Origin of the sequence: Sphingopyxis sp. (assembly GCF_035998905.1) — a bacterium.
Lineage (GTDB): Bacteria > Pseudomonadota > Alphaproteobacteria > Sphingomonadales > Sphingomonadaceae > Sphingopyxis.
The window spans coordinates 155,832-169,346 of the sequence record NZ_DASYHG010000029.1 but is presented as its reverse complement, the minus strand read 5'-3'; the positions used below and the strand labels follow the sequence as shown (position 1 = coordinate 169,346).

Here is a 13,515-nt window from a genome sequence, read left to right as displayed (position 1 = left end):
TGACATGATGTCCGCCGATCGTCCGGCTACGCGGCTGGCGACCCGCCTGGCCTTCTTCGTCGCGGGCTTTGGCATCGCCTGCTGGGCGCCGCTCGTTCCCTTTGCCAAGGCGCGGCTCCAGATCGACGATGCGATGCTCGGGCTGCTCCTGCTCTGTATCGGCGGGGGCTCGGTCGCCGCGATGCTCGCGACGGGGCCGCTGACCGCGCGTTTTGGAAGCCGGCCGGTGATCGTTGCGAGCGGTTTCCTGCTCGCGGCCATCCTGCCCTTCCTTGCGATCGCCGAAACCCCGCTTGCCCTTGGCGCGGTCCTGCTGATCTTCGGCGGCGCGCTCGGGTCGCTCGACGTGGCGGTGAACGTCCATGCGGTCGAGGTCGAACGCGCATCGGGTGTGCCGCTGATGTCGGGCTTTCATGCACTTTTCAGCATCGGGGGATTTGCCGGCGCGGGGCTGATGACATTGTTCCTGTCGCTCGAGGTCGATACGCTGGCCGCGACATCGATCTGCGCCGCCCTCATGCTCGCGGCGATGCTTGCCGCGCGCCCGCGCCTGCTCGCGGCGCGCGGCGCCGAGGATGGCCCGCTGTTCGTGCGGCCGCAGGGGATCGTGCTGCTCCTGTCGATCCTCGCGATGGTCACCTTCCTGGCCGAGGGGGCGATGCTCGACTGGAGCGCGCTGCTGATCACGCAGGGAGGACTCGTCGATGTGAAGCAGGGCGGGGTCGGATATATCCTGTTCGCGATCGCGATGACCGCGGGGCGGTTGCTGGGCGACGGGCTGGTCGCCCGGATCGGCGACTATCGGACGCTGCTCGGTGGCGGGGTGGTCGCGGTGCTCGGTTTCGCCGTCCTGCTCGCGGTTCCGCTGGCGCCGGTTGCGCTCGGCGGTTTCGTGTTGATCGGGCTTGGCGCGTCGAACCTTGTGCCGGTCCTGTTCCGCCGCGCCGGTAGCCAGTCGAACATGCCTCCGGCGCTGGCGATCGGCGCGCTCACCACCCTGGGCTATGCGGGCATCCTTGTCGGGCCGGCGGGCATCGGCGTGGTGGCGAAGGCGGTCGGCCTGCCCGCCGCCTTCTGGATCCTTGCCGCGCTGCTACTGCTCGTGCCGCTGACCGCGCGCCGGGTGACGCGCGGCACGTAGGAGCTATGACCGGATCAGGTGATCGAAGGCCGACAGCGCGGCTTTCGATCCCTCGCCCATTGCGATGACGATCTGTTTGTAGGGCACCGTCGTGACGTCGCCCGCGGCGAAGATGCCCGGCTGGCTCGTCGCGCCGCGCGCATCGACCTCGATCTCGCCGCGATCGCTGAGCGCGACCGCACTGCCGAGCCATTCGGTGTTCGGCACGAGGCCGATCTGCACGAAAATGCCTTCGAGTTCGACGAGATGTTCCTCGTCGCGATTGCGGTCGCGGTATCGCAGTCCGACGACCTTCTCGCCATTACCGAGTACTTCGGTGGTGAGCGCCGAGGTGATCACTGTGACATTGGGCAGGCTGCACAGCTTGGTCTGGAGCACCGCGTCGGCGCGGAGCTCTGCATCGAACTCGATCAGCGTCACATGCGCGACGAGCCCGGCGAGATCGATCGCCGCCTCGACACCCGAATTGCCGCCGCCGATCACCGCGACGCGCTTGCCCTTGAACAAAGGGCCATCGCAGTGCGGGCAGTATGCCACGCCCTTGTTGCGATATTCAGCCTCGCCGGGGACGCCGATCTGGCGCCAGCGCGCGCCGGTCGACAGGATCACCGTCTTGCCCTTGACGCTCGCGCCGCTCTTCAGCTTCACTTCGTGCAGGCCGCCCGCCCCGCCGGGGATCAGTTCGGCGGCCTCCTGCACATTCATCACGTCGACGTCATAATCCTTCACATGCGCCTCAAGCTGCGCGGCGAGCTTCGGGCCTTCGGTGTGCTGGACCGAGATGAAATTCTCGATCCCCATCGTGTCGAGCACCTGCCCGCCGAAGCGTTCGGCGACGATGCCGGTGCGGATGCCCTTGCGCGCGGCGTAGACGGCCGCCGCAGCGCCGCCGGGGCCGCCGCCGACGACGAGCACGTCGAACGGCTCCTTCGCGGCGATCTTCTCTGCCGCGCGCGCGACCGCGCCGGTGTCGAGCTTGGCGACGATCTGCGCGAGGTCCATGCGGCCCTGCCCAAAGGGTTCGCCGTTCAGGAACACCGCGGGCACCGCCATTACCTGACGCCGCTCGACCTCGTCCTGGAACAAGGCGCCGTCGATCGCGGTGTGGCGGATGTTCGGGTTCAGCGCCGCCATGATGTTGAGCGCCTGCACGACATCGGGGCAATTCTGGCACGAGAGCGAGAAGAAGGTTTCGAAGACGAAGTCGCCCTCCAGCGCGCGGACGGCGTCGAGCAGTTCGGCGTCTTCCTTCGGCGGGTGGCCACCGACGTGGAGCAAAGCGAGGATAAGCGAGGTGAATTCATGCCCCATCGGCAACCCCGCGAACACGGCTTCGGCGCGGCCCTCATCGGCGCGGATCGCGAAGGAGGGCCTCCGCGCGTCGTCGCCGTCGAAACGTGCAGTGACGAGGTCCGACTGCGCCGCGACCTCCTCGACAAGGCTGCGCATCTCGGCCGATTTGGGCGAGGCATCGAGGCTCGCAACCAGCTCGATCGGACGGCGGAGATTGCCGAGATAGGTTTTGAGCTGGGCAGTCGTGTTGGCGTCGAGCATCGGCATGGGGAGAGCCTTTCGGGCAGGGGCAGGGGTTCGCCGGGGGAACGGCGCCAGAAATCATTGTGTTTTTGGGGGCTAAGACCGGGCGAGCTTCGTCCGCCCGGTCCTCGCAAATTGTCGGCTTAGATCTTGCCGACGAGTTCGATCGAGGGCGCGAGCGTTTCGGCGCCTTCTTCCCACTTCGCCGGGCAGACCTGGCCGGGGTTGGCGCGGACATAGACCGCGGCCTTGATCTTGCGGACAAGTTCCTCGGCGTTGCGGCCGACGCCTTCGCTGGTGATTTCCATCACCTGGATCACGCCGTCGGGATCGACGACAAAGGTCGCGCGGTCGGCAAGGCCCGAATCTTCACGCAGCACGCCGAAATTGTTGGCGAGGACGTGGTTCTGGTCGCCCAGCATGTGATAGTTGATCTTGCCGATCGCCGGCGAGCTGTCGTGCCATGCCTTGTGGCTGAAGTGCGTGTCGGTCGACACCGAATAGACTTCGACGCCGAGGCCCTGAAGCGTCGCATATTGGTCGGCGAGGTCTTCGAGCTCGGTCGGGCAGACGAAGGTGAAGTCGGCCGGGTAGAAGAAGAAAACGCCCCACTTGCCCTTGGTGTCGGCGTCCGACACGGGGACGAACTTGCCCTGGTGGTACGAGGTGGCGTTGAACGGCTTGATCGAGCTTCCGATGATACCCATGGGAGAGTGATTCCTTTGTTTGCTGCACTGCAAAATGATTTGCAGGGCGCCAGCTATGCCGACTGGCGCACGCACTCAACCCCAATTTTCCGGGTACACTTATCGGTTGAATCGATCAAAGGAGAGATTTCGCGCAAAAGTGCGATCAGCGGCAGCGATCCGTCACGCCCGCCAGCAGGTCGATCACCTCGACGTCGAAATCGTCGGGCGCGACGGGCGTGATCTTGCGGAAGCGGCGCGCGCAATAGGCGGCGCGCGGGCCGAGATCGGGGACATCGCGGAAGTTGAGCGCAGTACCCGATTGCCCGCCGATAAGGTCGGGCATGTCCGCCAGCACGCTCCGCACCGTGAAGACGGCACCCGGGCGAACCTCGGGCGGGTAGCGCTCGTGCCGGCTGATGCACAGCGCCAGGTCATCCACTCGCCAATCGTCCGTCATAATCAACCTCATGGCTGTTACGCAGGCTTGGGCGCAGCATAGCAGCTTTGCGCGGCGCTCGCCATGCGTCACCATATTCGCGCGGATGGGCAGGCGGTCGCCAAATTACCGCCTATTTTATCATGATATTATATGAAGTTACTTAGTAAGCGAAGAAACTTGCGCTAACGGATGGAGGTCGTTACTACCCGCCGGGCGGCGGGTTCCGACCCGTGATTGCGCCGGATGGAAACGGCCTATGAGCCGGAGTTTTGCGGGAGACGGGGCCGGATGTACGACCTGCTGGCCGGACTGTCGGTGATCGAGGCTTCGTCCTTCGTCGCGTCCCCCACCGCCGGGCTCTATTGCGCGCAAATGGGGGCGGAAGTGATCCGCGTCGACCAGATCGGCGGCGGCCCCGATTTTCGCCGCTGGCCGGTCACGACGGCGAATGATTCGCTCTATTGGGAAAATCTCAACCGCGCCAAGAAGTCGGTCGCGCTCGACCTCGGGCGTCCCGAGGGGCGCGAGCTGCTCCAGGCGCTGGTGCGCGCGACGGGGCAGTTCGTCACCAATTTCCCGGTCGGCGGTTTCCTGTCGCACGAGGTATTGGCCGAAGGTCGCCCCGACCTGATCACCATACGCGTGATGGGCTGGGCCGACGGTTCGCCCGCGCTCGACTATACGGTGAACAACAGCGTCGGCTATCCGATGCTCACCGGCGCCGGGCCCGACCCGGTCAACCATGTGCTTCCCGCGTGGGACCTGCTCACCGGCGCCTATGCCGCCTTTGCGTTGCTCGCGGCGATCCAGCGGCGCAGCACCACCGGCGAAGGCGGCGAGGTGCGCCTGCCGCTGTCCGACGTCGCGATCGGCACCGTCGCCAATCTCGGCGGTATTGCCGAGGTCCTCTATTCGGGTGCGAACCGGCCGCGCCTCGGCAATGCCGTTTACGGCCTGTTCGGACGCGATTTCGTGACGCGCGACGGACAGCGTACGATGATCGTCGTCGTCACCCCGCGCCAATGGGCGAACCTTGTGTCGGCGCTGGGTCTTGGCGACGCGATCGGCGCGGTCGAGATGGCGCGGCGCGTGTCCTTTGCGACCGACGACGGGCTCCGCTTCACGCACCGCGACGCGCTCTACCCACTGTTCGACGCGGCGATTGCCGGCCGCGATCATGCCGACCTTGCCGCCGCCTTCGACGCGGGCGGCATCGTCCATTCGCCCTATCGCACGATGTATGAGGCGGTGCACGATCCGGCGCTCGTCGCCGATAACCCGATCTTCGGCACCGCCGACAATCCCAGCGGTTTCGCCTATCCCGCCGCCGGTGCCTTTGCGACCTTGCCGCAGCAGGAACGGCGGCCGCCGGGGCCCGCGCCGCGCAACGGTGCGCACAGCGAAGAAATATTGAGCGAACGCCTGTCGCTGTCCTCGGGCGAGATTGCGCGCCTGATCGATGCGGGTATCGTCGGCGTCGCAACATTGGAGAAATGAAGACATGACCTTGCGCCGCGCCGCCATCGTCGCCCCGATCCGCACCGCCGTCGGCAAGTTCGGCGGCGCGCTTTCGTCTATGACCGCGGGCGAGCTTGGCGCGGTGATCCTGAAGGCGCTGGTCGAGCGGACGAAGATCGACCCGGCGCGCGTCGACGACGTTGTTTTCAGCCAGGGCTATGGCAATGGCGAGGCGCCGAGCATCGGTCATTGGTCGTGGCTGGCCGCGGGGTTGCCGCTCGAGGTGCCCGGTTACCAGCTCGACCGCCGCTGCGGATCGGGGCTGCAGGCGATCGCGAACGCCGCGATGATGGTCCAGACGGGCATGTCCGACCTTGTCGTCGCGGGCGGCGTCGAATCGATGTCGAACGTCGAACATTACAGCACCGACATCCGCAAAGGCCTGCGCGCGGGCAACCTGACGCTCCACGATCGGCTGACGCGCGGGCGGCTGATGTCGCAGCCGGTCGAGCGCTTCGGCGTGATTACGGGCATGATCGAGACCGCCGAGAACCTCGCCAAGGATTACGACATCACGCGCGAGCAGGCCGACGCCTATGCCGTGCGCAGCCACCAGCGCGCCGCTGCGGCGTGGGCGAACGGCCTGTTCGACCACGAGCTAGTGCCGGTGTCGGTGCCGCAGAAAAAGGGCGATCCGGTCGTCTTTGCGCACGACGAGGGATATCGCGCCGACGCGACGATGGAATCGCTCGGCAAGTTGCGCCCGCTCGAAGGCGGGGTCGTGACCGCGGGCAATGCAAGCCAGCAGAATGACGCCGCGGCGGCGTGCCTTGTCGTGGCCGAGGACAAGCTGGGCGAACTCGGGCTCGAACCCGTCGCCTGGTTCCACAGCTGGGCGGCGGCGGGCTGCGACCCGAGCCGGATGGGCATCGGCCCGGTCCCCGCGGTCGAGCGCCTGTTCGCGCGCACCGGCCTCGGCTGGGGTGACATCGACCTCGTCGAACTCAACGAGGCGTTCGCGCCGCAGGTGCTCGCGGTGCTGAAAGGCTGGGGCTGGTCCGAGGACGACAGCCGCAACGAGATTTTGAACGTCAACGGGTCGGGCATCTCGCTCGGTCACCCGATCGGCGCGACCGGCGGGCGCATCCTTGCGAACCTGACGCGCGAGCTGGTGCGCCGCGACGGCCGCTACGGTCTCGAGACGATGTGCATCGGTGGCGGACAGGGCATCGCCGCGATCTTCGAACGCGCCGTCTGAGCATGGCCGGCCTTCGCGAGGCCCTCGCCGCCGGACAGGCCTATCGCGGCGTCGCGGAGGCCGCGCTTGCCGAACGATTGGCGCACGCCCCGATCGATCGCGAACAGCGCGCGGCGCATGGCTTCGCGTGGGTCGCGACGACGGTCGCCTCGCTGGAGGCGGTGCTCACATGGTGCGAGTCCGGCCGGGGCGCGAATCCGCTCGATGCGAAGATCGCGACCCTCGCTTTTGCCGAGGGGATCGGCCAGCTCGTCGGCGGGCTGCCGATGGGGCAGAATGAGATTTTCCGCCCGGCCGACCTTGGGCTAGGCGCGGCGGCGCGAACGCTAGCCGACGCCTGCGCCGGCTTGCTCGACGCCGATCATGCCGCGATCCGCGCCGACGTCGCGGCCGCGCTTGCTGACGGGCATTGGCCGAGCGAGACGCTGCTCGACGCCGATCTCGATTCGATCCGCGACCAGTTCCGGCGCTTCACCGATGCCGCGATCGTGCCCAACGCGCATCGCTGGCACCTCGCGAACGCCCTGATACCCGACGCGACCGTGCAGGCGATGGCCGACCTCGGCACCTTCGGCGTCTGCATTCCCGAGGAATATGGCGGGCTGGGCCTGTCGAAACTCGTGATGTGCATTGTCACCGAGGAATTGTCGCGCGGCTGGATCGGCGCGGGCTCGCTCGGCACGCGGTCGGAGATCGCCGGTGAGCTGATCGCGATGGGCGGCACCGACGCGCAAAAGGCCGAATGGTTGCCGCGCATCGCGAGCGGCGACGTGCTGCCGACCGCGGTGTTCACCGAACCCGATGTTGGGTCGGACCTCGGCGCGCTGCAAACCAGAGCGCGGCGCGAGGGCGATCATTGGGTGATCGACGGCGCGAAAAACTGGATCACCCACGCTTCGCGCTCGGACATGATGACCCTGCTCGCGCGCACGATGCCCGACGCGAAGGGCTATGCAGGCCTGTCGATGCTGCTCGTCCCCAAGCCGCGCGGGACCGAGGCCGACCCCTTCCCGGCCGATGGCATGACCGGCAGCGAGATCGAGGTGCTCGGCTATCGCGGGATGCGCGAATATGCGTTGCAGTTCGACGCGATGCGTGCGCCCGCCGAGGCGCTGCTCGGCGGCGAGGAGGGGCAGGGGTTCAAGCAGTTGATGCGCACCTTCGAGGGCGCGCGCATCCAGACCGCCGCGCGCGCGGTGGGGGTGGCGCGGCGCGCGCTCGAGCTCGGCCTCGACTATGCGCTGGCGCGCAAGCAGTTCGGCAAGGCGATCGTCCATTTCCCGCGCGTCGCCGACAAGCTCGCGATGAGCCTCGTCGATTTCGTCGCGGCGCGCGAACTGAGCTACGCCGCGGCGCGCGCGAAGGACGGCGGCAAGCGCTGTGACATCGAGGCGGGGATGGCGAAGCTGCTCGGCGCGCGTGCCGCCTGGTCGAACGCCGATGCGAGCCTGCAGATCCACGGCGGCAACGGCTATGCGCTCGAATATGAGATCAGCCGCGTGCTGTGCGACGCGCGTATCCTCAACATCTTCGAAGGCGCGGCGGAGATACAGGCGCAGGTGATCGCGCGCGGGCTGGTCGGCGGGCGCAACTAGAGCCAGAGCAGGGGCTGGCGCACCGGGAAGTTGCGCACGACCTCGCCGATGACGGGATCGGGGTTCAGCCGCCGCCAGAGGTCGAGCCAGTCGGCGCGCCCTCGCGCGAGGCCGCCGAAGAGCAGGCTCGGCTGGCGTACCGGGAAGCCGTCCCAATATTCGATATCGGGCGGCAGAGGCCATTTTGTCTTGTCGGCGATGAACGGCGCCATCCACGCGATCGCGCCGCCGATCGAGCGACCGTCCTGCGTCTGCCAGTCGATCAGCTCGCGACCGCCGAGCAGCCATGCCGAGGCGGCAAGGACATCGAGGTTGAAGAGTGCATAAGCGTAGGGCTTGGTTCGTGCTAGTTCGAGCGGCTGGCGGCCGTCGGGAGTGATCTGGGTCGGGATGATTATGGCCTGCAGACGCGTGCGCGCATCGGCGAGGATGTCCTGTCGGCCGAGCAAGGCGGCGAAGGAGGCGACCTGAAGCAGCCAGCAGGTACCATGGTTGTTCTTCTCGTCGCGTTCGGTCGTGCCGAAGGGCGAGGTCGTCAGCCAGTCGAGATAGGCGGTAAACCAGCCCTCGACGTCGGCGCGGATCGCCGCATAGCCCGGCGCGTCCCGCCGCGCGAACAGGGCGGCGGCGCGCGCGACCTCGACGATTTGCAGTGTATCGATCACGCCGATCGCGCGGCCGGTATTCACGCCGATGATCGCTTGCGCATGGTTGAGGTTTGGGTTCATCCGCGTCTTCGGATCGACGAACCATGCGGCGAGATGGCGCATCGCGGCGTCTGCAAAGCGCGCCTCGTCGGTAAGGTCCCACAGCGCGGCCAGCGCCGGGACGGTGCGGCCGAAGGCGATCAGCGCTTCACGGTGGCCGTCGAACTTGTCGGGGTTAGATCGGCCGTCGCGGCGGATATAGGGGCCGCCGGGGTTCGCCGGATCGGGCCACCAATAATCGCCTTCGGAATAATAGTCGTGGCGGCCGGCCGGGCTGCGCGGCGCCGCGACGGCGGCGGTCGTGCGCGGGACCGCGGCGCGCAGCGCGTCGGCCTGCGGCGTCAGGCGCCGGCGTTCGATCGCACGAATGTCGAGGCGGCCGGGCCGTGGCCGCGCCCATGCGGCCGGACCGGCCAGCAAAGCGGCGAGAAGGAGGGCGCGGCGGGCGATCATGTTCCGGTGCTAGCGCGCGTGCTGGCGCAGTAACAGGTCGCCGTCGATCGTGCGCGGATAGGCGCCGGGACCCCATGCGGTGTCGGCGCGCACGAGCAGCGCGTCGAGCATGTCGGCGGGCCAGCCCTTTTCCTTATAGGGCCAGTCGGCCGCACGTCCGCGATACGCCGCGACATAATCGGTCGCCTTGCGCAGCGAGCGGCCGCCTTCGTCCGCGCGATAAATGTCGACGCCGAGACAGGCTGCGCTATCGGCGAGCGTGTAGGCGGCATCGAGTGAAAACAGCGAATAATGGAAGCTGCGCGTGCGGCCGAGTTCGGCGGGCATGGCGCCCGATGTATCGACCTGCTTTGCGATCCGCGACTTGGGGAATGCCGCGACGATCCGCTGCGCGATATCGGGCCGCCGCGCGAACAGCGCGAAGCGCGCGACCTGCGCATCGTACCAGAGACCGTGGTTGTTCGCGGCCCTGCCTTCGCCCTTGCCGTTGGGGCTTTTGAGCATCCAGTCGACATAGCGCGCGAACCAGCCTTCGAGCGCCGCGGTCTCGTCGGGCGCCAGCGCACCCGACGGCGCGATCAGCCCCGCGGCGTCGATCACGGCGATGAAGCCCGCGCCGTCAAGCACGCCTTCGGGGCGCCCGTTCGACACGCCGGGTACTGCCTGTCCGAAATTCATGTTCGGGTTCATCGCGGTCGCGGGATCGAGAAACCAGCTGCGGATCACCCGCGCCGCGCCGTCGGCATATTTGCGCTCGCCGCCGTAATAATAGGCGAGCGCGAGCGTGTCGGCCTCGCGGACCATGCGGCCGAGCGCGCTGCGGTCGAAGCGGTTGCTTTCGACGTCGGGATTGGTGTCGCCGTCGCGGCGGATATAGGCGCCCTTGGGATCGGCGGGGTTCGGCCACCAATAGCGTGCAAGGCTGACATAATCATGGCGGTCGCCCGATATCGGGATGCTGCGCTTGTCCATCACCGAAGCGGGCTTGGCGGCGAGCGCCTTGTCGGCGCGGGCGATCAGGCCGCGATAAGCGGCGCCGATCGCGGGGTCGGTCGGCAGTGCCGCCTTGATTGCCTCGAGGTCGTCGGGGCGCAGCGTGAAGGTGCGGCGCCCGCCGAACGACGCTGCATAGCCCTCGTCCGCCGCGCACGTTGGCGCTGCGGACGGTGGCGCTGCGGACGGTGGCGCCGCCGATGGTGAGGAAAAAGCCGCCGCCGCAGACGGAAAATATGCGACGGCGGCCAGGATAGCCCAAGGGAGTCGGGCTAAAGTCATGGGCTTCACAGGCGGACCCGGAAACCGAAGAAATATTGCGTCCCGCCGCGCGACACTTCGGCGATGCTGTCGTATCCGCCCTTGTACATCACGTCCTCGGTGCCCGTGACGTTGAGCGCCTGCAGCTTGAGCTGGACATTCTTCGTAAGGTCGTACTGCGCCGACAGGTTGAGATAGGTGCCGCCGCGGATCTCGCGGTTGGTACCGCCGTTCGGCTTGTAATAGCCCGAGCGGTAGCGAAGGTTGGCGCGGAGCGAGAGGCCCCATTTTTCGAACCACACCGATCCGCTTGCGGTCCATTTCGACAGCCCGATCAAATTCGCCGGGTCGACATAGGCGGCGATCGGCGAGGTGTCGGGATATTCGAAATTGGCGAAGGCGCGGTTGACCGATCCCTGGACGCCGAAGCCGTCGAGCGGATCGGGCAGCCAGGTGAAGGCGTGGCTCGCGGTCGCCTCGACCCCATAAAGATGCCGCGTTTCGAGGTCGTTCGACGGCGCGACCGGGTTGATCGTGAAGGTCTCGGTCACCGGCGCACCATTGTCGCGGATGGTGGTGACGGTGATGTCGGTCGGGATCGGCTCGGAGCGGCCGATGACGGTGCCCTTCGCCCATTTATAATAGCCTGCGATCGACACGAGCGTGTCCTGCGAGGCATAGAGTTCGAGGCTGGCGTCGATATTCCACGCGCGCAGCGGCTTGAGATTCGGGTTACCGGTCGTCGCGTTGAAGATGATATTGTTCACGCCGATGGCATCGACCGTCGGGGTCAGGCTGATCCCCGCACCGAAGCTTTCGATGCCCGATCGCGCGATCGCGCGATAGGCCGCGAGGCGAAGCTTGACCTCTTGCGACAGGTCGAAGGCGATGTTCGCGCTCGGCAGAAAATAATTGTAGCTGCCCTTGCCGGTGTTGGTCGACAGTGGTTGCGTCGGATCGATCGCGATCGAATAATCGTCGCCCACGGTGTCGATGGTGAGGCGATAGGCTTGGCGGAAGCCGATCGACGTGATGTCAGTCTTGACCCAGCGCAGCCCGATATTGCCGCTGAACGGTACGCCGCCCGCATCCGATTCGAAATTCGCCATCGCATAGGCGGCGTAGATGCGTTCGGTGACGTCGATATCGCTCGGGTCGCGGCCGTCGGCGGGATAGGGAAGCGCGTCGTCGCTGCCGGCAAAGGTGCGGAACAGGCAGTCATTGTCAAAGCTCGCCCAACGGGTGACGTTGGTCCCCATGCCCTTCATATAGCTGGTGGTGGTGAAGGGGGTGCGGCACTGCTGGTTCGCCTGCGTGATCAGCGCGGTTACCGTCGCGGCATTGCCGGGGATCGTGTTGAGGTCGTTGTTGCGGGCATTGTCGTTGGTGCGGTGATGGTCGGACACGCGGCCGCCGAACTTCACGCCGGTGATGAAGCCGTCGAACTCGCGGTCGATGTCGAGCCGGGCGGCCCAGATGCGGTCGGTGCGGTCGGTGACGAAGCGGCGGCGCGCATAGACCGCGTTGTTCGCGTTGGCGAGGAACAGGCCGGGGTCGGTGATGTCGAAATTGTCGAACGCGACGACGGGCACGACATCGTCGTCCATATAGGTCAGCGTATAGCCGACGCGGCGCGTCGAGCGCATGCGCGTCTGCTTCTGTGTCTCCGTGCGGTGGCTGTTCGAATAGGAAGCATCGAACGCGACGTTCCAGCGGTCGGGCGACCAGATCAGGCTCACGCCGCCGCCCAGATATTCCTCGTTGCGCTGGCGCGTTTCGAGCTGGTTTTCGAGGTTCGAATTGCCGCGATAGCTCATCAGTGCGCCGCGCGAATAGCCGTTGCTCTCGTTGCCGATCACCAGCGGCTGGACCCCGCGCAGCCCCTCGGTGATGCCGAGGACGTTACGATCTTCGAGGCTGTTGCGCTTCGAGTATTGCCCGTCGAGCGCAATCTCGAAATCGGGCGACGGCCGCCACTGGATCGCGCCGATCAGGCCGTCGCGGACCTCGGAGGTGCGCTGGGTGCGAAAGCTGCGCGACGAATTGGCGAAATAGGGATCGACGATCGTCTCGTTCGCGTTGCGCGGGGCGGCGGCAAAGGTGCAGTTCAGCGCGTTGGTCGCGCCGTTGGTTGCCGCGGTGTTGCACAGCTGGAAGGTCGAATTGGCGTTGTAATAATCTTCGGGTGCCGCGGTGTCCTGCCGCTGGTAGCCGATCGAGATGCCGATATCGCCGATCCCGGTCGAATATTGGTCGGTGTAGGAAAAGTTGGCGCGATAGCCGAGCCCGTCGTGCTGGTAGACGTCATTGTCCTGCGGCTGGAAATCGCCGCGCACCTCGAACTGGATGCGGCGCTTGCCGTAATCGAGCGGCTTCATCGACTTGAGCTCGATGATCCCGCCGACCCCGCCTTCGAGGAAGTCGGCGCGCTGTGTCTTGTAGACGAGCACGCCGTTGACGAGTTCGGACGGGAATTGCTGGAAGGCGACCGAACGGTCGGGTCCCGCAGTCGACACTTCGCGGCCGTTGAAGGTCGAAAAGCTGAGGGTGGGGCCGAGGCCGCGCACCGACAGTTCGTTGGCGTTGCCCTTGAAGCGGTCGGCCGAGACGCCGACGATGCGTTCGAGCGTGTCGCCGACCGAATTGTCGGGGGTCGCGCCGATTTCGTCGCTGACAAGGCCGTCGACGACGATGTCGGCATCGCGCTTGAACGCGATCGAGCTGCGCTGCGTCGCGCGCGTGCCGGTGACGAGGATTTCGTCGCCGCCATCGATTGCTGCGGCCTGCTCGCCTTCGATTGCGGCGGGCGCTTCCTGTGCCTGTGCCGGCAGGGCGGCGAACAATGCGGCGGATGCCAGCAGCGCGGCGCGGGGCGGCAAGGCCGATGGTGACGTCATTTCCCTCTCCTTTTTTGGCACCGCCGCTGCCGGAGGCGCGACCCGGTTGATACCGGTGTCAATCTTAGATGTAATACAACTTGCGAAA

The 13,515-nt window shown here is 66.6% G+C and carries 10 protein-coding genes; 4 read left to right on the top strand and 6 right to left on the bottom strand.

All coding sequences use genetic code 11. The annotated features are described in order from the left end of the window. Window positions 1-7: 7 nt before the first annotated feature. The gene (locus VGN62_RS18005; protein WP_327456442.1) at window positions 8-1,141 is read left to right on the top strand and encodes an MFS transporter; all 1,134 of its coding nucleotides are present in this window, start codon (window positions 8-10) and stop codon (window positions 1,139-1,141) included. A 3-nt stretch (window positions 1,142-1,144) separates the two neighbouring features. Here VGN62_RS18005 and ahpF read toward each other — a convergent pair whose 3' ends face one another. The 3 genes from ahpF to VGN62_RS17990 form a co-directional block, all read right to left on the bottom strand. Beyond that, on the bottom strand, window positions 1,145-2,695 hold the full coding sequence (gene ahpF / locus VGN62_RS18000) for an alkyl hydroperoxide reductase subunit F (RefSeq protein WP_327457017.1): 1,551 nt from the start codon (window positions 2,693-2,695) through the stop codon (window positions 1,145-1,147). Window positions 2,696-2,820: 125 nt separating this feature from the next. Continuing rightward, on the bottom strand, window positions 2,821-3,384 hold the full coding sequence (gene ahpC, locus VGN62_RS17995) for an alkyl hydroperoxide reductase subunit C (RefSeq protein ID WP_327456440.1): 564 nt from the start codon (window positions 3,382-3,384) through the stop codon (window positions 2,821-2,823). A 145-nt stretch (window positions 3,385-3,529) separates the two neighbouring features. Beyond that, window positions 3,530-3,823 (bottom strand): hypothetical protein, encoded by a 294-nt coding sequence (locus VGN62_RS17990; RefSeq protein WP_327456438.1) that lies wholly within the window; start codon window positions 3,821-3,823, stop codon window positions 3,530-3,532. Between the two features lie 270 nt (window positions 3,824-4,093). On the opposite strand from VGN62_RS17990, the gene VGN62_RS17985 reads away from it, so the two are divergent. Genes VGN62_RS17985 through VGN62_RS17975 form a run of 3 tightly spaced genes read left to right on the top strand, consistent with a single transcriptional unit; the run spans window position 4,094 to window position 8,116 of the window. Then, entirely contained in the window at window positions 4,094-5,302 is a 1,209-nt protein-coding gene (locus tag VGN62_RS17985) for a CoA transferase (protein WP_327456436.1), read from the top strand. 4 nt (window positions 5,303-5,306) lie between these two features. Continuing rightward, window positions 5,307-6,521 (top strand): acetyl-CoA C-acetyltransferase, encoded by a 1,215-nt coding sequence (locus tag VGN62_RS17980; protein ID WP_327456433.1) that lies wholly within the window; start codon window positions 5,307-5,309, stop codon window positions 6,519-6,521. A 2-nt stretch (window positions 6,522-6,523) separates the two neighbouring features. Beyond that, on the top strand, window positions 6,524-8,116 hold the full coding sequence (locus VGN62_RS17975; RefSeq protein WP_327456431.1) for an acyl-CoA dehydrogenase family protein: 1,593 nt from the start codon (window positions 6,524-6,526) through the stop codon (window positions 8,114-8,116). On the opposite strand, the gene VGN62_RS17970 is transcribed toward VGN62_RS17975, so the two are convergent. The 3 genes from VGN62_RS17970 to VGN62_RS17960 are packed head-to-tail and all read right to left on the bottom strand — an operon-like array spanning window position 8,113 to window position 13,427. Further along, entirely contained in the window at window positions 8,113-9,276 is a 1,164-nt protein-coding gene (locus VGN62_RS17970) for an alginate lyase family protein (protein ID WP_327456429.1), read from the bottom strand. The genes VGN62_RS17975 and VGN62_RS17970 overlap by 4 nt on opposite strands. A 9-nt stretch (window positions 9,277-9,285) precedes the next feature. Further along, window positions 9,286-10,551, bottom strand: a complete 1,266-nt coding sequence (locus VGN62_RS17965; RefSeq protein ID WP_327456427.1) for an alginate lyase family protein — start codon at window positions 10,549-10,551, stop codon at window positions 9,286-9,288. Between the two features lie 5 nt (window positions 10,552-10,556). Further along, window positions 10,557-13,427: a TonB-dependent receptor gene (locus tag VGN62_RS17960; RefSeq protein WP_327456425.1), complete on the bottom strand. Its 2,871-nt coding sequence runs from the start codon at window positions 13,425-13,427 to the stop codon at window positions 10,557-10,559. Window positions 13,428-13,515 lie beyond the last annotated feature (88 nt).